The sequence below is a fragment of the Streptomyces inhibens genome, assembly GCF_003389455.1.
GTDB lineage: Bacteria > Actinomycetota > Actinomycetes > Streptomycetales > Streptomycetaceae > Streptomyces > Streptomyces inhibens.
Map to the genome: position 1 here is coordinate 1 of NZ_QUAC01000017.1, position 24,519 is coordinate 24,519.

Below are 24,519 nucleotides of genomic sequence, written 5' to 3' on the forward strand. Positions count from 1 at the left end.
CCGGCAGCGGCGCGGCGCCGGGGGTCTCGGCCAGGGCGACGACCAAAGGGGCCGGGCGCGGCGAGGCGCCGGACGTAAGCCGGCGGCGCGCCCGGACCAGGGCGCGCAGCGTCGGCGTGTACGAGGAGACGACGCGGTCGACGACCCACTTCCCGGAGTCCGGCGCGCCGTGCCCCGCCGCGTGCAGCGGCAGGAACGAGAGCCAGCCCGTGGGGCACCACCACAGCCGGGTCCAGGGTTCGTCGTCGAGAGGTACGGTGCGCAGGCCCAGCCGGTCGAGCACCGGTGCGGCCACCGTGTCCCACAGCCACCGCAGCGTCCCGCTGAGCGTCCGCACCGCGGCGACGGCGCGCTGCACCCCGTACTCCCCGTACGCCTCGTCGACGCCGGTGACGAAGTCCGCCGCCCGCGACACGACGGCGGCCGGGGTGAGCTCGGGCAACGGCACCACTTCGATCCCCGCGTCGGCGGTCACCACGAGGGCGTCGGAGCGGTACTCGCTGACGTTGACGACGACGACCGGGCCGTCGGCGGCGGCGGTGAGCAGGTCCGGCAGGGAGGGCGGGCGCAGGAAGCCGTCGAGGCCGGGCAATGTGCGGATCTCGCCGAGGAGTTGGTCCCAGCGCCGGCCCAGGGCGTGCCGGTTCTCGGCGATCAGGCCCGCCTCGTGCCCGTCGTCGTCGGGCGGGGCCGGGACGCCGGCCTCGGTGCGCAGCACCGGGGGACGCACGGGTGCCGCGCTCAACTCGTCGCGGATCCGCTCGAATTCGGCGGCGAGGGCGGGAGCGAGGTCGCGCAGCCGGGACACGTCGTCGCGGTTCTCCAGGCCCTGGGCGAGCAGCACGCCCCGCCCCTGTTCGAGGAGCGTGAGGGCGCGGCCGGGGTCGCCCGCGCGCAGCGCGAGCGCGGCGGCGTCGCTCGCCAGACCGGGGCTGACACGCAGCCGCGCCTCCTGGTCGGCGCGGGCGAGGCTGCGCGGGGCGATACGGGACAACAGGCCGACGGCGTACGCGTATCCGTCCAGGGCATCGGCGTCCCGGCCCGCCTTCGCCGCGGCGTCGCCCCAGGTGCGGGCGGCCTGCAGACGCGCCGTGACGGGGGCGACCGGGCTCTGCGCGGACTGCCGGGCCAAGCGGGCCGTCTCCGCCAGGTCGACCCGTTCGCCGAGCACGGCACGGTGCACCTGCGCCTGGGCCAGGATCCACTGGGCGCGGGCCCGGTCCGGGTGGCCGTCGGGCGTACCGGCGAGGGATTCCCGGGCGGCCGTGGCCGCCCGGTGCAGCGCCTCCCTGGCCATGGGGCCGGCTTCGTCGTCGGCGACCTGCGCGGACACCAGGCAGGTGGCCGCCAGGTTCATCAGCGCGAAGGACCGCCAGGGGTGCCGCTCGCCGAGCCCGGCCACCGCCTCTTCCAGGACCTGCCGGGCCTCCGTGGCGGCGCACGGGTCCTCTTCCTGGCCCGACAGGGCGCGGCTGTGCAGCAGGACGCCGAGGTTGAGCGCGGCCAGCTCGGTGCCCATGCGCTCGCCGTGCTCCAGCGTCATCGCCTCGCGCAGCAGCGCGGCCGCCTCGTCGGCAGCGGCCGCGTCGTCCGTGATCTCGTACCAGCCGCGCAGCGCCTCGGCGAGGTTGTTCAGGAGTCCGGCGCGATCGAAGACCGTCGGCGGGCTGTCGTCCACGGCGCGCCGCAGCACGGTCACGGCCTCGGCCTGCCAGGTGCGCTCGCCGGTGACCCGGGCGCGGTGCATCAGGGCGACGCCCAGGTTCGTGAGCACCGTACCGCGGCCCACATAGCCCTTGGGCACGATGACGGCGGCCTCGCGGAGCGTGCCGATGGCGGAGTCCATGAGAGCGTCGACGCCACTGTCGGCGGCCCGGCCCCACTCGGCGTTGCCGAGGCTGGTGAGGACGACGGCCCGTTCGTCGGACGCGTCGGGCATGGCGGCGAGAGCGGCGCGGTAGAGCTCAAGAGCCTCGTCCCGCAGCCGTTCGTCACGGGTGTGGCGATGGTGCTCCACCAGGCTGTTCGCGAGGCCGAGCAGCGCCAGGGGCGCGGGTGGTCCCGACGGCACGGCGACCGCTTCCCGGTGTCTTCGGACGGCCTCCTCCAGAGGGACGGGGTCGCCGGTGAAGCGGGCGAGCGAGCGCAGGGCGTGGCCGAGACGGGTGAGACAGTCGGCCCTGCTGGGCGTGGCCGGGCCGGACGCCGCCACCGCCCCGCGCAGCACCGCGACGGCCTCTTCGATCAGGCCGGCATCCGAGCGGAACTCGGCGAGGAGCTGCAGGGCGTCGCCCAGATTGCCCATGCGGTGCACGCGGTAGTGGTCGTCCGGCGGGGTCATGGCGACAGCGTCCCGATGGGCGCCCACCGCCTCGGTCAGCAATGCGGCGTCGCCGGTGCGCCGGGCGAGCGTCGCCAGGGCGGCGCCGAGGTTCGACCGGCCCGCGGCCTCCTCGGCGGCGCTGCCGCGCGGAATGCACGTCAACGCCTCGCGCATGCGGCGCAACGCTTCCTCGTACAGCTCGGGGGTACCCGTCGTGACGGCCCGCTGGGAGAGGGCGCTGCCGAAGTCCGACAGGTACTCCCAGCGCCGCAGGTCACCCGCCGGCAGCAGCGCGAGCCCCCGGCGCATCTGGTCGGCCCCCTGCCGCCAGGCGGCCTCGTCGTCCGGGCCGGCGCGCCGGGCGAGGGCCGCCCCGAGGGCGAAGCGCACGCCGGCCTCGAAGCCGCGGCCGGGGGACGGCAGCGTGAGGCATTCCCGGAAGCAGTCGAGCGCCTCGTCCGCGTCGGCGCTCGTCCCCGCGGCGGCGCCTGCGCCCGGGGCCGCACCCCCGACCCAGGCGACGCCCCCGGAGGCCGCGCCCCCGCCCGCGGCCTCCAGACAGCGGGCGAGCCGGAACAGTACGCGGGCCCGCTCCGCGGAGCGCTCCGGCACCTCCTGGGCGAGGCGGCGCAGCAGCGCGACCGGCTCGCCGAGTGCGTCGGGTGCGCCGGTCGCGGAGGCGTGCAGCCGCAGCAGGTCGGCGAGTTCGGTGCCGCGGGCCACGCGCTGACGCCGGTCCTCGGCCGGTGTGGACTCCACCGCCTGCCGGGCGTGGGNGAGTTCGGTGCCGCGGGCCACGCGCTGACGCCGGTCCTCGGCCGGTGTGGACTCCACCGCCTGCCGGGCGTGGGCGATGGCCTCGTCCAGGTCGGCGAGGCTGCCCGTCGTCGTGTACCGGGAGCGCAGCACACCGGAGAGGACGAAGGCGGCCCGGGTGAGCACCGGATGTCCTGGCGGTGCGCCCTCGACGGCGTCGCGGGCGGCCGCGTACGCGGCGTCCAGGGCGCCGGGGTGGCCGGTGCGCGACGCCCGGCCGTTCAGCACCAGGCCGAGGTGGGTGAGGTACAGGGTGCGCTCGACGGGGTTGGTCGCCGCGTCGGCGGCCCGTCGGCAGGCGTCGACGCCTTCGTCGTACAGCTCGGGTCTGTCGCCGCCCTCCATGGCCTGCATGATCAGGGCGATGCCCAGGTCGGACAGGTACCCGGCGGGCGGCGGCAGGGCGGGGTCCGCCGCCGCGACGGCCTTGCGCAGCAGGTCGACGCCCTCGGGCAGCAGCGAGGGGTCGTCGAGTTCGGCGGCGGTGCGGGTCAGCGCCGCGCCGAGCGAGGCGTGGTGCAGGGCGCGGTGCGGGTCGTCCGGTGTGCTCAGCCGTACCGCCTGCCGCAGTTCGGCCACGCTCTCCTGGACCGCGTCGGTGTCCGCGGTCACCTCGGCCCAGTCCTTGAGGACGAGGCCCAGGTTGCCGTGCCTGCGGGCCTGTTCGTCCCGGTCGCCCGGTGCGGCGGCCACGGCGGCGCGGTGGAGGCTTACGGCTTCGGCGAGCGCCTCGTGTCCCGCGCCGTCCCGGAAGCCGTAGAGGAGGACGAGTCCGAGGTCCGACAGGCAGGCGCCCTGCTCGGCGCTGCCCGCCGGCAAGCCACCGACCGCGTGCCGCAGCAGGGCCGCGGCGACGGGCAGCGCCGCGGGATGACGGCGCTGCTGATACACCATCACCACCCCGGTGGCCGCCTCGAATGCATGGAGGGGGTCCGTGTCGGCGCCGCCGGGCTCCCCGTGGATCGTGGCGAACAGCGGACGCAGGGCGGGCGGCACGCCCTCCGGATCGTGCTGGTGAACCCCGGTGAAGCAGAGTACGGCCGCGCCGAGCGTCGCCGGATCGGATCCGCCGTCCGCGAGGTACCGGCACCAGTCGGCGTACCCGAGCGCGTAGACGCCGATGGCCCGCGCGCTCCCGTCGGGCAGTACGAGGTCGGCGCGCACCTCGTCGGCAGCCGCGGCCGCCTCCGGGCCGAGGAACCAGCGCAGGGCATCGGGATCGGTGTCCGCCCGCTGCACCTGCGCCAGGATGCGGTGCGCGGCGGTTTCGGCGGTCATGCGGCGCTCCCGCCGCCGGGCACGGTCGTCCCGCCCCCGGGAACAGTCGTGCCGCCCCCGGGAAGGTCCTCCGCCAGCAGCACGATGAGCTCGTCCCGCGTGGGTGTCTCACGGTCGGCGAGGCGGGCGGCCTGGTGCTCCACCATTTCCTCCAGGAGCGTGCGGGCGTCGCGCGCGTTCGCGGCGTCGCCCCGGCGCTGCCGCCGCTCGAAGCGGTCGGTGAGCAGGGGGCCGACGTCCGGTGCGAGGCGATAGGTGTGCCGGCGGGCCTGGAGCCGGACGATCTCGGTCAGTTCGGCGGGTTCGTACGCACCGAACTCCAGCGTGCGCGAGAAGCGGGAGCGCAGACCGGGGTTCGACTCCAGGAAGGTGCGCATCTCCTCGGTGTAGCCCGCGGCGATGACCACGACGTCGTCGCGGTGGTCCTCCATCAGCTTGGTGAGCACGTCGATGGCTTCCTGCCCGAAGTCGCTCCCGGCGCCGAACCGGCGCGCCAGGCTGTACGCCTCGTCGATGAACAGCACGCCGCCGTGGGCCCGTTCGAAGACCGTCCGGGTCTTCTGGGCGGTGTGCCCGAGGTACTCGCCGACGAGATCGCCGCGGGCGACCTCGATCATGTGCCCCTTCTTCAGCGCTCCCAGGGCGGCGAGGATCTGCCCGTACAGCCGGGCGACGCTCGTCTTGCCGGTGCCCGGCGGACCGGAGAAGACGAGGTGGTGGGCCATGGGCGGGGCCGGCAGACCCGCGTCCGCGCGCCAGCGCGCGAGCCTGAGCAGGTCGACCTGCACGGCGACCTGCCGCTTGGCGGTCTCCAGGCCGATCATGCCCTCCAGTTCGGCGAGCGGCCCGGCTTCCGGCTGCTGGGCGTCCTTGACCGTGGCTCCGGTGCGTACGTTCTCCAGGACCACCCGGTCGCTCCCGGCGACGGCCTCGCCGTTGTACGCCGTCACCTCGCAGTCCTCGAACCGCCCGACCACCGAGGCGTCGAGGCGGATGCCGTCGCCCTCGCCGCCCCGCAGCCATGCGCGCGACACGGTCAGCCGGCTGCTGTCCCGGCCCAGGATGCCGCAGCCGCGGGACCCGGAGACGGTCAGCAGGTCGGCCTCCACGCCGGCGTTCGTGACGGTCAGGAGCCCGGCCTCGCCGGGCTCGGTCACCGTGCACTCGCGGGCCGTCAGATGGCTGTCGCCACGGCAGTTGAAGCCGAACAGGCCGGCCCGCTCGACCGTGGCGCGCTCCACGGTCACCCGCGCCGTGTCCTCCAGCGCCAGGCCCGAGTTGGCCACGTCGGCGACCGTGACGTCGACGAGCTGGACGGTGACCCCGCTGCCCCGCGCGACCAGCCCGCTGTCACAGCGCTCCAGGCGCACACCGCGCAGTCGTACGGACGACTCGTCGCGGACCACGACGGCGTTCGCGGTCTGACCGCGGACCTCCAGGTCGGTGAAGGTGCCGCGGGCCTCCCGCACCACGACCCCGCTCCGGCCGTCCACGACCCGGCAGGCGTGCAGGTCGGGGGCCCCGCCGCTCAGGACGCTGATGCCGGTCTCCCCGACGGTCTCGACATGGCAGTCGTCCAGCCGCCCGAGCCCCTGCTCCGCGACGGTGACACCCGTGCCGCGACAGTTCTCGAACCGGCATCCGCGGACCAGCGGATCGGCACCCCGGGCGATGAACAGGCCGTCCTTGGCGCCGCGGACGGTGGTGTCGCGTACGGTGCCGCGCCCCTGATCGTGGTACGCGATCCCCGTCGTGTGGGCCTCGTGCACCTCGCAGCGCAGGACGTCGGCCTCGGCGTGATCGCCGACGGCGACGGCCGCCCGGCCGGTCCTGCGCAGCTCGCACTCCTCGATCCGGGCCGTCGAGCCGACCACCCGGATGCCGTGGCCGCGGCTCTCGGTCACGGTGCAGCCGACGATCTCGACGTGGGCACCGTCCGTCGCGAGCACGGCGTCGCCCTTGGCCGCGAGGAACCGGCTGTGGTGCAGCGTGCCGCGCGCCCCGGCCAGCTCCGTACGGCCCACCCGCACCGTGCACTCGTGCAGGGTCACCTCGGCGCCGCGCAGCGCCTGCACGGCGAACTCCCCGAGGCCCTCGACCGCGCAGCGGCGCAACTCCAGGTGGCCGGTGGCGCGCACGGCGGCCGAGGCACGGTTCACGATCCGCAGGGCGTCGAGCGTGACGTGCCCGGTGCAGTCGACGGTCACCTGCTCCGGCGTCTCGATCACCACCGTGTCCGGCCCGTTCGCCGCGCACAGCTCGACGGTCCCGGACACCGCGAGGGCCTCCTCGTACCGGCCCGGCTCGATCAGCACCCGCACCGGCCGCCCGCCCGGCGCGGCCCGCAGCGCCGACGCGACGGTGCGGTGGGCCGACCCCGGCGCCGGGGAGACATGCAGCGTCACGGTCTCACCCACCGCAGGCCCGTGGGCCGCGGCCCCGTCGGCCGCGGGACCGGGCCGGTCGTATCCGAACCTGACGAGCGCATCGGTCAACTGCTCCGGAAACACGGGGAGTCCGTGCCGGTACATGCGGTGCTGCGAGTGCAGGGGTACGAGCTCGACGGTCCGCTGTGTCTCCCGGTACGGGAAGGACCAGCGGGGTAACCGGGCGGGCCGCCCGGCGCCGGGCGCGAGCCGCACGAGCACCGCCTGCCCCCGCTGCTCGCCCGTGCCGTGCGCGGGCCCGATCTCCACGGTGCTCAAGTCGCCCCGTGGCAGGAAGCGTTCGGCTCCGGCGACGCTCAGGCGCAGCCCGTGCGGGTCCACATGGAGCCGGCATGCGCGGGACAGCCGACTGATCAGCCATGACCCGCCGGCCACGCACAGGACCGTCCCGGCACCCGCGGCGCCGAGCACCGCCGGGCCTCCGAGGTGCTGGTCCGACCACGCCGCCACAAGGGCGATGGTCCCCACTGCGGCGAGCACCGGCCGCAGGTACAGCAGTGGCAGCGCCGGCCAGGTCAGCAGTTCGCCCGGTACGGTCACCGCGCCCGTCCGGTCGGCGGGCAGCCGGGCCACCCCGTGCCAACTGTCGCCGGCGTACGGAGCGAGCAGCTCGTCGAGACGCCGGCGCGGCACGTTCAGCGGCCGCAGGTCGAACAGGATGCCCTGCCATGGCGCCGACCACCGGGGCGAACCCCGGCCCGGCGCCCCCGTTGGGGCCCCCGCACGCGTCCGGACCAGGAGCAGCCCCCGGAAGGCCGTCGCGGAGTCGAGCGGCGCGAGGTGCGGCACCGGCACCAGGCACAACCCCTCGATCGCCTCCCACGGCAGATGCACACGCCGCAGCCCGCCACGCAGTTCGAGACCGTCCGGAGCCACCGCGAGGCCGGTCGGGGTCAGCAACCGCCACAGCAGCCTCCCGCACACCACCGCCCACACCGTCACCGCCACAACGGCATACGCCTGCCGCACCGGTGTGCCCGACGGGATTTCGACGACAACCAGATGCCCGCACGCCGCAAGCGCACCGACCGAGGGCACCACAAGCAACACAGCCGGAAAACGGTCCGCAGAAGCCCGCCCGACCCGCCCCCCGTCACCCACCGCCCCGCCCGCACCACGGGTCCCCGAATCCACCGTCTGCGTCATCACACCCCCGTCGGCACGCCCCCGTGTGCAGTCGCTCACGCCGCCAAGCGCCCTCCCAACGTAGCCGAAACACCACGGGGCATGGTCAACTTCCAGCCTCCCGGGGCGACTTGAGCCGAGAGCCGATACTCGACCACCTCCACAGAGATGATCAACGGCTCGGCAGTCTCCTTGTGCACCTTGATCGGGCTTGTGCACCTTGACGGGGCGGGGAAACGCGATGAGGCGGTTGTCTCCACCCCAGAGGGGAGAAGGAAACCGCTCATAGCTTCTCAGCCACCGAACGCCTGGTTCGGGCTTTGCGTTTCGGACGTCGAAGAACTGATGTCGCGAGCCGGGTACCTTTGACTCGTGGCAGCTGTCTGATCGGCGGGAGAGCGGTCAATGGTGGTCGTTGTCGGGCCCCCTCGGGCGACGTTTGACGGCCCATGGACGGCCCAGGGAAATTATCGGTGCAACAGCGTGCAGGGCTGCCGCTCTGCTGGGGCGCCTACTGCCGGGCCGTAGCTGTGGGTCGGCAACAGACCGTTCCCACGAGGTGCGTGAATCACCTCGCGCCTGTGCTCGGAGGGCCGGTACCGTCCCGGTATGGATGACGCACTCTCCTTTGAGACCCTCTTTGCGGGCGCCAAGAAGTTTGCGCACTTGGCTGTTCAGGCTCACGTTGACGGAGATGAAGAGGTCTTCGTTCTACACGCTGGAGTTAGCTTTGAGCGGCTGATGAAATCTGCGCTTGCCCGGGCGAACCCTATGCTGCTGATGGAATCTGCAAAGCATTCCGACGAGCTTCTGCTGTATTTTGCTGGAGTTCCACGAGTTAAGAAAACAGGTGCTAGCGGGGAGAGCGATCACTTCCGGACGATCGGTGCGTTCGATGCCTTGAAGCGTGTTCGGCTCGCGGGATGGCTTAGCGAGCACAGAGAACTGGAAACTCTGATTGCGCTCCGGAACGGCGTTGCTCACCTCGGTCACACCAAATCAAGCGCTGACATCCTTGCGATATTCGCTCGCTCAACCAATGCTCTGCTCGATCATTTGCAGGAAAGTCCGCGCGACTACTGGCTTGACTGGCAAAGAATGATCGATGTGTCGATCAACGAAAGCATGGCAAAAGGCGAGCGTGAAGTGCGACGCCGAGTCGAGCAGGCGAGGCGGAGCTACGAACTACGGGTCGAGAAGCTGCCGAAGGGTGTCGCGGATGCCTTACAAAAGGGCACTTACCCGATCCCGCTGGCAGAACTATCTGGGCGGGATTCAATGTTCGTGGCGGGTCAGATCGAGTGCCCTGCTTGTTACTGCAACGCCTCTATTGCGTTCGTCGATTACTTGATCGGCTCTGGAAGCTATGCAGAGCGACGCAACTCGGTTGCTTTCCTGCTCTGTCAGGTGTGTCAGCTCAGACTTGAGGGCGCGAGTGAGCTGGACGTTGCGGGAGTCGATGTCAGATGGGCAGAATTGCCAGAAATCACGCTCAAGGGGATGGCGGAGTTCTACGGACAGTCAGACACGTTCGAGGACCTTTCCGACTAAGGCTTTCGGGGGCCCGAGTGCGCCGTTGTCAACTGTGGCGTTGGGTCAGTCCCCCTGCGATCTCGCAGAGTGCCTGGCGATTGAGCCCACTCAGATGATCCACCTACGCGCCGCCGTCGCGGCAGCACGGCATCAGAAGCGCTCGATGGCAACGGGTCTGTGAATCTGGCGGAGGTCCTTGCCGAGGACCTCGGCTCGGATGAGAACTACTGGCAGACCGGCTTGGCCCTACGAACGTGTTGCTCCGTCGTCTGCCCGTAGAGCTGGACCTCGACGCCGGCCGCGGCCTGAACGGCGCCCACGGAAAAGGCCGTCGGCCGTGTTCTTCCGAGCGGAAGAACACGGCCGACGGCTCAGGCGAGCGCAAACCCGATCTGACCTGCGACGTTCTTAAATGTCGAAGTAAAGCTCGATGAGCGCTCTGACCTGCACAGATATGCCGCTGATGGGCAGAACGGTGCACAGGCGGTGCACTGGAGGATGGTCAGGCGGAATTACTTCGCGTCTTGTGACTTCGGCGGTGTGTCTTGCGGTCCTTGCCGGCAACTCGTCGCCGTCGTGCAGCCGTCCCGGCTGAACGACGGCGGTGCTCCAGGACGGCGATCCACCATGCCAATCGGTCACTGGACTTATCCGGGATCAGCAGTCGGAGGGCCCGGAGACAGAAGAAGATCAGGCTAGTGAATGCGACGACCAGGCATGCTGCCCACCAAGGCATGCCGGTCCCCAGGGCCCCAAGGATCTCGGTCACGATGCGAGTGCTTTCTGTCGGTAGCGCATAGGGACGAATGGCGTGCGGTCAGCTAGGCACGTCGTGAGCGAAGGCGGAGCGTAGCGTTTCCGAGCGTGATGGCGAGATGGTCAGATGCCGACACCGTCCTGGCCTCGGGAATGCCGATGATCGGATCAGTCATTGACGCGGCCAGGTCGTCTGGGTAGGGGTAGGAGTCCCATCGCAGCTCCCAGTTGTCACCGGCCCCCTGGAGCTTCCGGCCTTCGCCAAGACTGCGGCCGCTGTCGAGCCAACCTGAGCGCCGCAGGGGGTCGTAGAACCAGTTGCCTATTGCCCACCTGCGGTGAGGGTCTCGTGCTGAGATGCGGCAGAAGACGCCAGCCAGTAGACGCTGTGCGTGCTCAGTCATGGGAGGCACGATGGCTAGCTGCTCGCGTTCGCCAGGAGTGAGAGGAGCGTCCACGGTGAAGAAGTCGACGTAGGACTCGCTTCGTGCGCCGGCAGGCTTCCCCGACGGATTATCCGTGACTACGAACTGCGCGTTGGTGGGCAGATGCTGCATGACGTAGGTGCCGTACCCACGATGCTCCTCAACCCGTAGACCCGGCAATCCGCCTACCCCATTCGGCTCAGGGAGCAGGTAGTCGACCACGTTATGGGGCACGTCAGTGATGAGCACCATGCGGTCGAATCGTGGGGAAGCCGTGATGGTGTACGCGGAGAGGGCAGCCATGTGCCACCCGGCGGGAGTGCTGTAGTCATACCCGCGGTTCAAGAAGCCGAGAGCGAGCAGCGCACGGAGTTTGAGTTGCCCTGGGACACAGGCGTCCAACCCGATGGAGTGGTCGCGGGCAGTGCCTGCTTTGGCTGCGGTGAACTTCTCGCCGGTGTATTGCGAACGAGTACGGGCCGCCATCTTCCGCTGGCTTTCGGGCATGCTTCACCTCACCGCTGCCCGGTCAGCGCATCAGGGCCACATACCTTGTGAAACCACGCGTCGTCGACGATGTCGCGGAGTAGGTGCTCCACACCCTGCACAGCTTCCGTGAGTACCGGGCTCACATACTTCTGCTGGCGACCGGGCCTCCGCGGACCGGCAATTGCTCGCACTCTACCTGACGTCTGCCCGACTTCACTTGGAGTTGTCGGAAGGTCTCAGCGTAGGGGAGCGCCGCCTCCGTGGGCCGGCAGGGGGGAGAGGGTACTGACGGGGGCTTAGGGTCTAGTTGCGCGCGCACGCTGCCGTTCATGACTGGCTCGTCAAGGAAGAGGCCGCCACTGTGACCCTCACTTGGCAAGTGACTTCCTGGATGCGTCGTCCTTTCCAAACGGCAAAGCCAGCGCAATGATGTGCAGTCGTGGACGAGTTAGTGATTGCTCTGGTGGCAGCAGTGTTCGGGCTGGCGGGCACCGTGCTAGGGGCTGTTGTCGCGGCACGAGCGACGAAGGCCGGCGCCGAAAAGAACGCCGAGACTGTTCGAAGACAGGTGGAGGACCAGGCAACTGCTGAGCATTCGCATTGGTTGAGGCAGCAGCGGCTTAACGCCTACGAAGGGTTCCTTGAAGCCTGGGACGAGTGTCTTCGCCTCACCCAGGCATCTAGCGATGCCCGCAATGGTGATCTGGCGAGCGTAGACCTGCTGAGAGAGGCCGCAGGCCGGATGGCGGAGCGTGCGAGGCGCATCGCGCTTCTTGGACCACCTGAGGTTACTCAGGCGGCTGAGGACTTGGCCGAGACGATGCAGCAAGATGTAGACGCGAGTGCTGAGTTCATGCAGGCGACGGAGGTTGGGTTCTCGGCCATGGGCGAGAGCCCTGTCGATGTCGCTGCTGTCCAAGCCGCCACGGAAGACTTTGAGTCGCGTGGCCAGCAGTTGCAGGACCTCCTGACAGGAGTGTCCGAGAGTCGTGAGACTGTCGACGGTCACCCGCTCTTGGCGGAGTACCTGGAGAGCGCTGACCGGTACGGGGCAGCCTCCCAAGCGGCAGTTCGAGACCTTCAGGCGAACTCTAACCAGTTGTCGGAACTTGTAGATCAAGCCTCAGCGTTGGTTCATCTGCTCACGCACAACCAGGCAGCACGCGAACTCAGCCGCGAACAGTTCACGGTTGCGGCGCGTAAGGCCCTCGGCACCCGGCCCCTGCCTGAGAAGTAGCGAAGGTCCAGTGGTGCGCTTAACCGGCCAGCCGTCCTCGGGAGCGAACCGTACGAATGGTCACCATCGCTCGGAGCGGAATGGGCCCTGCCAAGCCGAACGGGGCTGATTCAGGCCATGTGTTCGCAACTCGCGGTCTTCATACTCGGCTTGCTGTGAGACTCGTTGCGTCTGCGCGTCTGCTCGACTCGGGGGTGTGTGATGGCAGGACGTCCCGACCAGTACTACCGTGTGGGGGGTTGGGTTAAGCGGCCCACTCGTCGCACCAAGGGGCCGAACAAGAAGACGTTGGCTTCGGCAGCTGCTGTGCTCTTGCTCCTTCTCGGGGCGAAGCTGGGGCTGTTCTCCGGCGATGGCGGCACTACGCAGAAACAGGGCACGCCGACGTCTAGTGCCTCGCCTGCGGCGAAACACTAGGCTAGACGTTGGCGCTGGCCCGTATGGCTCGCCTGGCATTCATTGAACGTCGTTCGACCGGAACTGCGCACGTCGGGCCATGGCTCTGAGCTTGCTCCGGCGAGGCTTCCCCGACGCAAGGCTCGGCGACGAGGGCGGCAGTTTGGTTGCTTGATGGCGGGGCGGGGTGGCTTTGAGCCGTTCCCACGCTGCTCGCCATTGAATGATGTGGTCCTGGTGCGCGCCGCAAGCCGTCAGATACGCCTCTATGGTCGTCCACCTTTGGGGAAGGTCCGCACGATTGAGGAGGCGACTGATACTGCCTGTCGACAGGGGAGTGGAAGAACGCGCACTCACCTCGTGCTGTTTCAAGCCACTGCTCGCGCGCACCAGGGCGAGTGAGTGGATGAACTCCGTGACGTCGAGGAATCGATCCGGGTTTGGCCAGTCTGCGGTCTCCTCCAGCGCTCGAGCGGGCCGCGTGAACGAGGGTTGGTAGCCGGCGTTGCGGCCCCACACCAACTCACCAGCGCGGTTGCGTGCGCGCCGCTGTGGTACGGGACGGTCCTTGGATGTCAGGACAGAGCGCAAATGAAGGTAGAGGTCGTCCATTGCGAGCCAGGGGTTCGTGCCTGGGACGCCATCTTTCATTGCAGTGAGTAGTTCGCCGGTGAAAGCCGTGTACTGCTCCCCAGGCGGAGCCAGGGCAATACCGGTTTCAGGAGCGGCTGCCATGAGGAAGCTGCCGTCGATCCACGCCTGATCGGCAAGTGTGGCTGGGCCTGACATGGATCCCAAGGCCCGGCCGCTGAAACAGCAGTCGAGGATGATCACATGTCGCTTGGCCTTGCCTTCGCTGATTGCCTCGCGCAGCCACGAGTAGGGCACTGCCGTACGTCCGCGGCCGGCGCGTGAATTGGGCAACCCCAGGTGCAGTTCTTGCTGCTGATTCAGCAGTCCGTGCCCCGCGTAGTACACCAGTAGCGTGTCACGAGCTTCCTTGGCCGCCGTGCTCACAGGCTCCAGCATCTGCTCAAGCGAGGCAGGTTCGGCAACAACGGTGCAGTGCTGGTCGTCGAGCCCCCAACCGAATGGGCCGCACACGGCTTCCGCAAGTGCAGGCAGGTTATTGGCTACGCCAGGCAGGTCTTCGAGGCCCGAGTACCTACTGACCCCTAGGAGTACAGCTCGGGAGTCAGATGGATCAGGTAGCGGATTCATGCTCGTCGACTGTCGGGTTGGTCAGAATCAGCACCGGTGAGGGCGGCGATGACCCTCTCGATCTCCGCTGCCGACGCATCGGTGAGAGTGACTTCGATGTCGCCCTGCCGAAGCGTGATTCGGGGCGTCCGCCCACGCGCCTGGCGCCAAGTCGCCAACGCCAGTACGAATGATGCAGCGCTCCAGCCATTCTCCGTCACCAACTGGACGGCTTCGAGCACGCTTCCCATGGCGCCATCCTGTTCGGGATGCTCCAGAAGGGAGATCTCGGCGGTGGTTCGCACTGCCGAGTCGTCGGTCAGCCAATTGCGGAGAGACCGTAACGCGTCGTCCTGGTCGTCCTCGTCGACGTGTACCTCGATCTGTGGCATCTGGAGCCTCCTCGCCTTGTGCGGTCACCGCTCATTCTCCCGGAGTACACCGACTCAGCTGGCGTACTCCGGGGAATTCGTCGTGACCGGCATCTGCCGTGGCGCAAGTGGGGGTCGGCGGTTAGGCCGCTAGACGGTACCGCTTGCCTATCGCCTTGCGTGCCCTGCCAGCTGCGTCCTTGACGCGGTGCACATAGCGCCGCAGCGTGAACGCCGGGTCCTCATGCCCGAGCAGGTCAGCGAGGGTATAGACGTCCACGCCCTCATTGATCGCCTCCGAGGCGAAGAGATGTCGGAGGGCATGCATCATCTTGTCGCGGCAGGGCTCCCACCTACGGCCCTTGCCGGTCGACTTGTCGTTCACCGCCTCGACCGCACCGATTGCCTCAAGGGCCGCCTTCCAGAGGGAGTTGAAGTAGTTCTTGTTGAGAACCTTGCGCTCGCGGGTCGTGAACATCAGGCGCACGGTGACCAACTCGCCGTCCTTCTCCAGCCAAGGCAGCGTGACCTCGGCCGGCCGGAATGCGAGCAAGTGCTCGCGCACCAGGGCTGCCAAGCCCTCGTCGAGGGGGACGTAGCGGTCCTTCGGGTCGTCCTTGGTCCCGCCCTTGGGCGGAGCGAAGACGAGCGTGCCGCGGTGATGCGCAATCTGTCGGCGGATGTGAACCGTCTTGTCGCACTCTGACCAGTCCACATCGTCCGGGCTGAACCCGAATATCTCGCCCTGCCGCATCCCGAGCCCACGGCCGCAGTCGACGGTCGCCTGGTACCGGTCGGGCAGGTGCTTGCGCAGCTCGTCCGTCTGTTCCCAGGAGAGCGGCACGTCCTTGGCCGACTTCTTCGAGCGCCTGGGCTTCACGCGCTTGACCGACCCGGTCTCGCACGGGTTCTTCGGGATCAGGTCGTCGTCCACCGCCATGGCGAGGATCGACGACAGGTGGGTGAAGATCAGGCCGACGGTCGTCTCGTCGAGGACCTGTAGCCGGCGCTTGATCCATGTCTGGACCGTGGACGCCTTGACCTCTCGAAGCTTGAGACCCCCCAAGGGCCCGATGATGTGGTTACGGACGCGGGATTCGTATTGGTGGTACGTCCGAGGGTTGCCGAATGTCTGGTTCGCCAGCCACTGCTCGGTGATCGTTTTGAGTAGTGTGTCGCCCTTCTTCGGCGCGATGTACGTACCGTCGTCGACGGCCCGGAGCATCCGTGTCAGATGCTGGCGCGCGTCCTCGTAGCGAATGAAGCTCTCGCTCTGCTGTTGCCCTTCAGGATCACGCCATCGGGCCAGCCACCTTTTTCCGCGCCCGTGTTCACGGGACGGCACCTTGCCGTGGGTCGTGCACTTCTCGTCGCCGGGTTGCGGGCGCTTCTTGTGCCAGCGGTCGTACGGTTCAGCCAAGAAGGGTCTCCTGCCATGTGGTTGAAGGGCTGGATCGCGGAGTGGGGAACGGCGCCGTTAGTCGCCCACTGGGGGAGCAGAGCACTTGGGGATGCCCCGAGGGCGGCGGCGATGGCGATCAGGCCGTCGACTTCGCAGCGGTGACGACCGCGATCGTGCGGCTCATGTCGATGTTGGTCATCGGGCGGCCCAGGGCAGTGCAGCGCTGAGCGAGCTGCCGCTGGGCGAGACGGCACGCCACACAGGCGCCTCGATACTGCGGACGGCACCGATTCCGGTCAGTGCGATTTCGGTGGGGTAAGTAGCCATGGCGGATATCTGTAACTCGAAATCTGCGGCCATGGCAATAGTTAGTTCTAAAACTCTACAGAACTTGCAGGCGCTGGATGCTCCGGCAGGAACGGGCAGTTCGATGAATCGAGAATTGGGTGGTACAGTCCCGCGCCGCTATGGCGGTTCCAGGTAGTGGCGGCCACCGCAGACGCTCCTGGCCTGCGACTTGCCTGGCGACGGACCGTTGCGCGCCTACGCGGACTTTCGCGGGAGAACTGGACGTGAGGAAGGACTTTTTGGTCAACGGCCGATTCGCTCTTACAGTTATGCCTCCTCCGGTCGCCCCGCCATTCGGGGCTTCCGTGGAATGCCAAGAGAGGCACGTGGACAGGGCCCGAATCGTGTGGCCTTCTTTCCCGTGCCCATCGCCTGCAACCGATATGGAACGCCCTTGCCCAACGGATTCCCCCGCCCCGCCACGGCCGCCGCGCGTGGCCCGCTCGCCACGCCGGCTGAGATCGCCGCCTACCTCGGGGTGCCGGTGAAGACCCTCTACCAGTGGAAGTACCGGGGTATCGGCCCGAAGGTCCACAAGGTCGGCCGACACCTCCGCTACCGCTGGCGCGAGGTCGACACCTGGGTCGACCAGCAGACCTCGTACGACCTCACGGCGTGACTCGCGGGGAAACAGAGCGGCCCTCGGCGCGCCAACGCCGGGGGCCGGAGATTCCCCTACGCATCGCCCATCCCTGAACGATTGAACCGGTGAGGGGCGGGACCTAGCCCGTCCTGCCCCTCACCAGAGAGGAACGTCTATGGAGGACCCTACGTCCTCACGCGCTTCGAGTGCATCCGCTAAGGCGGAAACCCAACCCAAGGTTGTCTGGCCGCCCGTGGCAGTCCCCGGGCAGGGGACGGTTCCGCGCAACGGGGACCGAGCCGAGTCACGGTCCTCTCACCAGGGGACCGGCGATGGTCCCCACAGTGGGGACGGTCCCCTCGGTACCGATGCCGGGGACCGGTCCCGTCCTGCGGGGACCGGGGACCAGCGGCATCACCGTGTTGTTCCGCTGCCGCCGAAGCGCGCGCCCTGGCCCCACGACCAAGCATGGGCCACAGAACAGACGTCCGCTGACGAGGAAGAGATGAAGGCCAGCGGCGCGCGGACCGGACCACAGGATGTGGAACATCCCGGTCCGGGCAGACTAGTGCCGTCCTCGAAGGGGGACCATGCGCCAGGTCTCAGTCCCCTGGTCCCCAATGTGGGGACCGGTCCCCAGGGCGCGGGCATGAAACCAGGGGACCGTGCGGCAGGGGGCGGTGGTCCCCAACGAGCTACGGGGACCGACGGTCCCGTGGGGACCGAGCAGGTACAGAGCGGGACCGTGGTCCCGGATGACGGTTCGGGGACCGGGGACCGTGGGGGCGCCGGCGCCGAGGCGACCGGTGACGGAGCCGTGCTGCTGGACGAGTTGCAGGCGGCGATCGGCCGGTATGTAGTGCTGCCGAGTGAGGAGGCCCTGACGGCGGTCACCTTGTGGGTGGCGGCCTCGCACATCCAGCCCGCCCTTCAGCACGCACCGCGTCTGGCGGTGGTGGGACCGACCAAGGGGTGTGGCAAGTCCCGTGTCCTGGATGTGCTTCACGAGACCGTGGCCCAGCCGATGATGACGGTGAACACCTCACCGGCGGTGGTCTTCCGCGTCATAGGCAAGAACCCGCCGACGCTGCTGGTGGACGAGGCCGACACCATCTTCGGTCCCAAGGCGGGCGAGAAGGAGGATCTGCGCGGCCTGCTGAACGCCGGGCATCAGCGCAATCGGCCGGCCTGGCGCATCTCCGGACCGGAGCACAAGCCGACGGCGTTTCCCACCTTCGCCATGGCCGCGCTGGCCGGGATCGGCGACCTGCCCGACACGATCATGGACAGGGCGGTCGTGCTTCGCATGCAGAAGCGCAAGCCGGGTGAGCGGATCACCCCGTTCCGCTCGCGGTACTCCCTGCCTGAACTGCACGCGGTGCGTGACCGGCTGGCCGCGTGGCTGACGCCGCTGCGTGGCACGGCTGCCGGTCTGGTGCCGAAGATGCCGGTTGAGGACCGGGCTGCGGACACCTGGGAGCCGCTGGTCATCGTCGCCGACCTGGCCGGTGGCCACTGGCCCACCAGCGCCCGCGCCGCCTGCTTGGCGATGACTCGGCACGAGGCCGTCCAGGACGAGCAGACGACCCTGAAGACGCGGCTGTTGCGTGATGTCCGCCGCATCTTCGAACAGGAGGGAAACAAGGAGGCTCTGCGCTCACAGGATCTGCTGGCCGCTCTCCTGGCAGATGCTGAATCTCCGTGGCCGGACTACGGCACCAAGGGGTTGACCGCCTTCCACCTGTCAGCGCTGCTGCGGGACTTCGGCATCCGCCCGGCGAACTATCGCTTCGAGCAAGGTCGTCAGGCCAAGGCGTACGCCCGCAACCAGTTCCTCGATGCCTGGGCTCGCTATTGCCCCGACCCCGCCCAGCCGGCCCCTGCAGCCGGGCACGAGTCCACGCCCGTACGCCCGGCCCAGGGCAAGCTGCCCGTCCCTCCGACCGGCTCGCTGCCCGTCGGCCCGCCCGGCGGCACTGTAGGCCCCAAGCCCGCCCGCTGATCCACCCAACCCCTGTCTCCGTTTCAGTCCGTCCCGTCCGTCCCCGCGCAGGTCAGCGCGGGGACGGACCTCCTTACCGGGACGGAGTTATCCGTACCTGCGGCCGAGTCCGTAACCGTCCTGACCAGCCACGGGACGGGTGCGACGGACGTGACGAGTCCCTGCCCACATGCCACCGGAGCACCACCATGCACGACAACAACACGGACGACGCCCCCTCCCGCCCCCGCAGGGGACTGTTCACGCTGGCCCGCCGAACAGCAGCAAGCTGGAGCGAACGAGCCTCTAACGAGGCTTCGTCCGCGCTTGCCCCCACCCCAGGGGTGGCGGAGGAGAAGGCCGAGCGCCAGGGGGCGCCCGAGCTGGAGGAGGGCACAGGCGAGACCAGCTGTCCGCCCGCAGCCGACTCCGTCGCGCCGTGCACCCAGCCGCTGGGCGATATCCAACCGCCCGTCGAGCAGCCGTCCTGGCGGGATCCCGACGCCCCCGTCCTGCCCGCACTGATGAACCGCAAGCGCACCGTGGAGAAGCGCGACCAGGAGAAAACCATCCGCTTCACCCGGACTGCGGTCCACGTGATCAGCGACGCCGCTCACCAGCGCGGTCAGAAGTTCGCCGGATTCGTCGGGGACGCCGCCCTGGCTGTTGCCCTCGGCAAGGCGGGGCTGGTCGGCAGCCCGGAGGACGATCCACTCCGTCCGCTGATCGAGGCCGTCGAGGCACACACGGTCGCGCTGAGCCGCATCGGCAGCAACCTCAACCAGATCACCGCAGCCATCCACCGAGGAACGGTGCCCGAGCGTGCCGAGGCGGTGCTGGACCGCGTCGAGCAAGCGGCCCAGAACAGCTACCGACTGATCGACCAGCTCCTGGCGGAGGGCACCGCGCATGGTTCCTGACGCCTCCACCGGTTCCGACTCTCGCGGACTGATCGTCTACCTCTTCGGCCCCGGCCGGCGCGACGAACACACCGACCCTCATATCGTCGCCGCCTGGGACATGGCCGGTGCCCCTGACCCCGGCCGCGACCCGGCGGCCACCTACTCCCAGCTCGCCAAGCGCCTCGACCACCACGCCGACCTGCGCACCCGGGAGCTGGGCGGCAAGAAACCACCTCAGCACGTCTGGCACTGCCCCGTCCGCACCGCGCCCGGCGACCGCTACCTCACCGACGCCGAGTGGGCCGAGGTCGCGCGCCGCATCGTTCACGCCGCCGGCATCGCCTCCGAAGGCGACGAGATGGCATGCCGATGGATCGCGGTGCGCCACGCCGACGACCACATCCACATCATGGCCACCACCGTCCGCGCCGATGGGCGCCGCCCGCGCACCCACCGTGACGGACAGCGGGCCCAAGCCGAGTGCCGCAAGATCGAAGCCGAATTCGGCCTGCGCCGCCTGAAGTCCGGCGACCTCACCGCGCCCCGCACTCCCACCGGCGCTGAACGCGCCAAGGCCGAGCGCCAGGGCCAGGCGGTCACGGCACGGCAGTGGCTGCGTGAGCAGGCGTACGCGGTCGCCGCCGCCGTGAGCAGCGAAGCCGACTACTTCACCGTGCTCCAGTCCCTCGGCATCAAGGTCAAGACTCGCCTCGGCCCAGAGACTGGTGACGTGATCGGCTACAGCCTCGCCGCACCTGGCGACACCAACGCGGCGGGCGAACCCGTCTGGTACGGCGGCTCGAAACTCGCCCCTGACCTCTCCATCAACCGTCTACGCGAACGCCTCCCCGACCAGGAAGTGGCCGACCGCCCGCAGTATGCGGCGGACCCTGCCGAGCCATGGAGGCACGCCACCACCGCAATACACACGGCGCACTCCGTCCTCGACTCCGGTGACGATGCCGCCGCCCAGGGCTACCTGGCCGCCTTCGGCGATGCCCTGTACAACATCGCCAGCGCCACGACCAGCCCACACCGGGCAGAACTGCGGGCGGCGGCCAAAGCGTTCAACCGCGCCCGTCGCTCCGCCATCCGCGCCGACCACCAAGGCGCCACTGCCTTGCGCAAGGCAGGCAAGGAACTCGCCTACGCCTCCAGCGAGCCGGGAGGGCTCGCCATCGCCTTGCTCTTTGCCACCGTTCATCTGGCCCGCGCCGCCGCCAAGTGGCACGAGCAGCGCGGCCACGAACAGCAGGCCACTGCCGCCGAGGAAGCATTCCGCCACCTCCAGACGGGCTACCAGCAGGCCGTCCCACCCGTCCTGGCCGACTTGGCTCGCCGCGCACCGCGAGCCGCGACCGCCCGCCGCTTCGAGCAGGACGTTCGCGTGGCCCTCCCCGACCACGCCGACCGGATCCTCGCCGACCCCGCTTGGGCCGCCCTGACCACAACCCTCGCCCACGCCGAGGCCGCCGGTCACACTCCCCGACGCCTTCTGGCCGAGGTGGGCTCCGAGCGAGAACTCGACAGCGCCGAGCACCCCGCCGAGGTCCTCAACTGGCGCATCACCGCTCAACCGAACAAGCGGGCGCAAGCCGCTCGCGGGCGACGCACCATCAGCGGGGCCTCGTCCGTGTCCGCCACGTTGCACCCTCCTGCCACACCACCAATGGGCATGAGGCCCGAAGAACGAGGTCGGCACCGCTGACCCCGGCCAGATGCCCTCGCCACATCGCGGCGGGGGCATCGGGCCTTCGATCCGGGGTTCGCGTCAGGCTGCTTCGGTTTCGTTCGGAGCAGCGGGTGCGGCAGTCCGCGCAGTGAGCAGCCGCCCTGCCCACGTCCGGGCCTCGGCCAGGTGCTCTGCTTGGAGCCCGGTGCGGGGGTCAGGTTGGATCAGGAGGGTCGCCGCGCCGCGGGCGGTGCGCTCTGCGGCCCAGGCGTGGTCGAGGCTGGTGAAGTCGTCGTCGATCCAGACAGCGGGGGCGTCACCGAGCCAGGCGTCGACGTGATCGCGCTTCCACAGGTAGCCGTTGGGATGGCTGGTGGTGATCTGCGGATGCGGCAGGTCGACGTGCGGCAGAGACGGGAGGCCGAGGAGCGGTCCGATCAGGGTGGTGGCGTCCTGGCGCCAGCTGGTGCACCAGGCGGGGGTGACCAGGCCGGTACGGATCACGTCCATGAGCATGGGGCCGTGGGCGGGGTCGAGCCAGACGGTGACCGGGTTGTCGGCGCTTCGGCCAGTGGGGACGACGTCGTGGCGGGCGTGGGTGGCCGGAGTCGAGCCGTCCGCGTCGGGGAAGGGGATGAGGACGCCGTCGATGTCGAGGAGCAGGTAGGGCGGGCGCATCGGTTCCTCCAGGGGAAGCCGGGGCGAATGGCTGTCAGAGCTTGCGAGCGCGGATCAGCAAGGTGGTGGGCCAGTGGCCCATGCGGGGGTCGTGGAACTCCTGGGATGAGGTGAGCCAGAAGCCCGCCCGGCTGAGGTGCTTCTCCCAGCAGTCGGTGGCGAACTCCCAGCGAGCGATAGGGAGCCGGGTGCGGTCGGGGAGGGTGACGTGGTCGCGGCGAGGCCGGTCGTCGGCTGCGGGGCTTCGGCCGCCGCGCTGTGGGTGGGGGACGGAGAAGGCGAGTACCCGGCCGGGCGTGAGGCGCTGGGCGATGGCCGGGAGAAGGAGTTCGGGGGCGACGAGCCCGACGGCGCCGAAGACGGAGTAGATCGCGTCGAATTGCTCGTCGGAGGCGTGCAGGTAGTGCAGGGCATGGCCGGCGACAAAGGTGAGGTTGTTCAGCCGTCCGTAGTGGGAGCGGGCGCGGCGCACCTGGAGGCCGACCAAGTCGACGCCGGTGACGTGGGCGCCGTGGCGGGTGGCGAGGTGGGCAGCGTTGTGACCGGGACCGCAGCCGAGTTCGAGGAGTCGCTTGCCGTGCAGGTCGGGGCCGAGGGGCTCGGCGCCGGGCCCCTGTCCGGGTCTCGTGGTCCACTCCATCCGGGCGGGTACGGCGAGGGGTTCGGCAAGTCCGGCGGCGGTGCGCTGAAGGGCGTGGGCGTGCCACGGGGAAGCCTGGGCGAGCACGTCAGATCTCAAAGAGGTGGAGGACGTCGCTGAGGTGGCGGCGGACGGCCTTGATGTAGGCGGGGTCGGTTGTCGGGTCGTCGATCCAGCGGATGGCCTGCTCCATGAACCACTCGACGGCCCACATGCGGTGCCAGCCCAGGGCCCAGTTCTCGGCGGTGAGCCCGCCGCGCGGGGTGAGGGCGTCAGGGGTGCCGCCGGCGCTGACGTACTGCTCCAGGAAGACGCGTAGGCGCACGGGGTGCGGGGGCTCGATGGTGCCGTGCCAGCTGGCGAGGTCGAGCAGGCCGGGGCCGGTGAAGGCGCGGGCGAAGTCGAGCAGTCGCCACCCGTGCTTGCCGATGTGGAGGCTGGTGGGGTGGAACTCGGAGTGCACCCAGCCGAAGGGCTCCATTGTTGCTCCGGCCGATCGGGCCTCGGCTGCCTGGACGATCCGGTCGAGCGTGTCCTCGACGTCGTCGGCGTCCTGCCACCGGTCGGCCTTTCGTAGCCGTCCGAGGTGCTCCAGGGCCCGGACCGGCAGCGTGCGCAGCCGCTCCTGGTCCAGGACGGGCAAGGGAGGAGCCGTACGGGTGCCGTGCAGGACCACGGCTGCGGCGACGCCGTCCAGGTCGTCGGCCTCGCGGACGGACGGCCCGAAGTCCTCCATGAGCATGCCGAGCCAGCCGTCCAGAACGGCGGAGGCGTGGACCTGGGGGACGGGTACCCCGAGAGTGCGGGCCAGGCGGAGGGCCTGATCCTCGCTGTCGAACGGCTTCTTGGCGTACTTGAAGACGGCCGTGGAGCCGTCGGGGAAGGCCACGCGCTCGACTCCGGACATGGACCACACACGCACCTCCTCCCGTACAGCGGTGGCCTGACCGGTCACGGTGAGCAGGTTGTCGAGGAGGTCGGCGCTGGGGTTCGGGCTCATTGGGGGCTCCGGTCAGTTGGAGGCGTCCGGGGCGGGCAAGCGGCGGTCCGCCCCGGAGCCTGATCAGGTGGGGGTTATGCGGCGGCGTTCACGCGGTGGGCGTAGACCTGCTCGATCCAGCCCGCCTTGAACGCGGCGAGGTCGTCACGGAAGTTCGCCATCGAGGCGCCGTAGGGCGCGACGACACCACCGGTCTGGTCCGGCACGGACTGACAGCCGTGCACGAGGCGTCCACCGAGCGCGGTGTGGGCCTTGATGGACTCGATCCGGCGGTGCTCGTTGAACCAGCCGCCGTGGTAGACCTCGTCTAGCATCCCGCCCATTTCGTCATCCAGGTCGAAGACGACGGAGGTGGCGGCGGGGAAGAACCAGCACGGGCCGACGTTGGAGATGTGCCCGTCCAGCTCGACCTTGTTGAGCGCCATGAGCGTGGCCGCCTCGCGGAGCATCCGCAGATGGTCGGCGGTGATCTGCGGGAGTCCGAGGCCGGCGAGGTGCTCGTCGCGGAAGAGGTAGGCGTACACCTCGTACGCGGTGGCCAGGACATGGGCGGCGTCAGAGGTGGACTCGCCGTGGTTCTTGATGAAGTCGAGCGCGAGCTGCTCGACCGCGCTCTCGGTCGTCTCGTCCACGCCGAGGAGCTGGGATTTGACCAGCTCCCAGTCGGCCACGAGCCAGGTGCTGGACTCGAAGCGGAAGAAGTACTCGGCCGGGTCGATGATGATGCGCCGGCTGTCGACCTGGATGCCGGGCAGGCGGCTCCAGCGCGGGTCGAACGCCTCGGGCAGCTCGACCGTGATGGCCGTGGTGTCGATGGTGGTCACCGTGTCTCCGTCTCTGATCGTCCGGGCCGGGCACAGGAATGCCCGAACCCGGTGTGGGCGTACGGAACTTCGGGGAGCCGCCCGGACCAAGGG

General features: G+C 69.5%; 16 protein-coding genes. 6 read left to right on the forward strand and 10 right to left on the reverse strand.

The features are described 5' to 3' along the window. Window positions 1–4,413: 4,413 nt before the first annotated feature. The gene (locus DY245_RS02990; RefSeq protein WP_181923492.1) at window positions 4,414–7,914 is read right to left on the reverse strand and encodes a right-handed parallel beta-helix repeat-containing protein; all 3,501 of its coding nucleotides are present in this window, start codon (window positions 7,912–7,914) and stop codon (window positions 4,414–4,416) included. Window positions 7,915–8,598: 684 nt separating this feature from the next. Between DY245_RS02990 and DY245_RS02995 the strand changes: the two genes are divergently transcribed. Then, the gene (locus DY245_RS02995; protein WP_128503164.1) at window positions 8,599–9,540 is read left to right on the forward strand and encodes a hypothetical protein; all 942 of its coding nucleotides are present in this window, start codon (window positions 8,599–8,601) and stop codon (window positions 9,538–9,540) included. Window positions 9,541–10,343: 803 nt separating this feature from the next. Here the strand turns inward: DY245_RS02995 and DY245_RS03010 are convergent. Continuing rightward, the gene (locus DY245_RS03010; protein ID WP_128503168.1) at window positions 10,344–11,210 is read right to left on the reverse strand and encodes a hypothetical protein; all 867 of its coding nucleotides are present in this window, start codon (window positions 11,208–11,210) and stop codon (window positions 10,344–10,346) included. Window positions 11,211–11,631: 421 nt separating this feature from the next. On the opposite strand from DY245_RS03010, the gene DY245_RS03015 reads away from it, so the two are divergent. After that, window positions 11,632–12,429 carry a hypothetical protein gene (locus tag DY245_RS03015; RefSeq protein ID WP_128503170.1) on the forward strand — a complete coding sequence of 266 codons (798 nt, stop codon included), beginning with the start codon at window positions 11,632–11,634 and terminating at the stop codon, window positions 12,427–12,429. A 456-nt stretch (window positions 12,430–12,885) separates the two neighbouring features. Here the strand turns inward: DY245_RS03015 and DY245_RS03020 are convergent, their stop codons facing one another. From DY245_RS03020 to DY245_RS47445, 4 genes are all read right to left on the reverse strand, one after another. Beyond that, entirely contained in the window at window positions 12,886–14,046 is a 1,161-nt protein-coding gene (locus tag DY245_RS03020) for a caspase family protein (RefSeq protein WP_128503172.1), read from the reverse strand. Then, window positions 14,043–14,417 carry an effector-associated constant component EACC1 gene (locus DY245_RS03025; protein WP_128503174.1) on the reverse strand — a complete coding sequence of 125 codons (375 nt, stop codon included), beginning with the start codon at window positions 14,415–14,417 and terminating at the stop codon, window positions 14,043–14,045. Before DY245_RS03025 ends, DY245_RS03020 begins: the two co-directional genes overlap by 4 nt. Window positions 14,418–14,538: 121 nt before the next feature. After that, entirely contained in the window at window positions 14,539–15,816 is a 1,278-nt protein-coding gene (locus DY245_RS03030; protein WP_128503176.1) for a tyrosine-type recombinase/integrase, read from the reverse strand. A 118-nt stretch (window positions 15,817–15,934) separates the two neighbouring features. Then, window positions 15,935–16,057, reverse strand: a complete 123-nt coding sequence (locus DY245_RS47445; RefSeq protein ID WP_280524942.1) for a hypothetical protein — start codon at window positions 16,055–16,057, stop codon at window positions 15,935–15,937. Window positions 16,058–16,540: 483 nt separating this feature from the next. Between DY245_RS47445 and DY245_RS03040 the strand changes: the two genes are divergently transcribed. The 4 genes from DY245_RS03040 to DY245_RS03055 all read left to right on the forward strand — a co-directional run bounded on the left by DY245_RS03040 (window position 16,541) and on the right by DY245_RS03055 (window position 21,320). Next, the gene (locus DY245_RS03040; protein ID WP_181923493.1) at window positions 16,541–16,765 is read left to right on the forward strand and encodes a helix-turn-helix transcriptional regulator; all 225 of its coding nucleotides are present in this window, start codon (window positions 16,541–16,543) and stop codon (window positions 16,763–16,765) included. A 709-nt stretch (window positions 16,766–17,474) separates the two neighbouring features. Next, window positions 17,475–18,731 carry a DUF3631 domain-containing protein gene (locus DY245_RS03045; protein ID WP_128503197.1) on the forward strand — a complete coding sequence of 419 codons (1,257 nt, stop codon included), beginning with the start codon at window positions 17,475–17,477 and terminating at the stop codon, window positions 18,729–18,731. Between the two features lie 323 nt (window positions 18,732–19,054). Next, on the forward strand, window positions 19,055–19,630 hold the full coding sequence (locus DY245_RS03050; protein ID WP_128503199.1) for a MobC domain-containing protein: 576 nt from the start codon (window positions 19,055–19,057) through the stop codon (window positions 19,628–19,630). Beyond that, complete coding sequence (locus tag DY245_RS03055) at window positions 19,620–21,320, forward strand: relaxase/mobilization nuclease domain-containing protein (RefSeq protein WP_128503178.1); 1,701 nt, start codon at window positions 19,620–19,622, stop codon at window positions 21,318–21,320. The genes DY245_RS03050 and DY245_RS03055 overlap by 11 nt, the downstream gene beginning before the upstream one ends. A 63-nt stretch (window positions 21,321–21,383) precedes the next feature. Here the strand turns inward: DY245_RS03055 and DY245_RS03060 are convergent, their stop codons facing one another. The 4 genes from DY245_RS03060 to DY245_RS03075 all read right to left on the reverse strand — a co-directional run bounded on the left by DY245_RS03060 (window position 21,384) and on the right by DY245_RS03075 (window position 24,426). Next, window positions 21,384–21,962: an HAD domain-containing protein gene (locus DY245_RS03060; RefSeq protein WP_128503180.1), complete on the reverse strand. Its 579-nt coding sequence runs from the start codon at window positions 21,960–21,962 to the stop codon at window positions 21,384–21,386. 34 nt (window positions 21,963–21,996) lie between these two features. Beyond that, window positions 21,997–22,689: a class I SAM-dependent methyltransferase gene (locus DY245_RS03065; protein WP_128503183.1), complete on the reverse strand. Its 693-nt coding sequence runs from the start codon at window positions 22,687–22,689 to the stop codon at window positions 21,997–21,999. 1 nt (window position 22,690) lies between these two features. After that, on the reverse strand, window positions 22,691–23,602 hold the full coding sequence (locus tag DY245_RS03070) for a phosphotransferase family protein (protein ID WP_128503185.1): 912 nt from the start codon (window positions 23,600–23,602) through the stop codon (window positions 22,691–22,693). A 74-nt stretch (window positions 23,603–23,676) separates the two neighbouring features. Then, window positions 23,677–24,426: a hypothetical protein gene (locus DY245_RS03075; RefSeq protein WP_128503187.1), complete on the reverse strand. Its 750-nt coding sequence runs from the start codon at window positions 24,424–24,426 to the stop codon at window positions 23,677–23,679. Window positions 24,427–24,519 lie beyond the last annotated feature (93 nt).

Coding starts and splice junctions, on each gene's coding strand:
- DY245_RS02995 (WP_128503164.1), top strand. CDS start 8,599: ATGGATGACGCACTCTCCTTTGAGACCCTCTTTGCGGGCGCCAAGAAG.
- DY245_RS03010 (WP_128503168.1), bottom strand. CDS start 11,210: ATGCCCGAAAGCCAGCGGAAGATGGCGGCCCGTACTCGTTCGCAATAC.
- DY245_RS03020 (WP_128503172.1), bottom strand. CDS start 14,046: ATGAATCCGCTACCTGATCCATCTGACTCCCGAGCTGTACTCCTAGGG.
- DY245_RS03025 (WP_128503174.1), bottom strand. CDS start 14,417: ATGCCACAGATCGAGGTACACGTCGACGAGGACGACCAGGACGACGCG.
- DY245_RS03055 (WP_128503178.1), top strand. CDS start 19,620: ATGGTTCCTGACGCCTCCACCGGTTCCGACTCTCGCGGACTGATCGTC.
- DY245_RS03060 (WP_128503180.1), bottom strand. CDS start 21,962: ATGCGCCCGCCCTACCTGCTCCTCGACATCGACGGCGTCCTCATCCCC.
- DY245_RS03070 (WP_128503185.1), bottom strand. CDS start 23,602: ATGAGCCCGAACCCCAGCGCCGACCTCCTCGACAACCTGCTCACCGTG.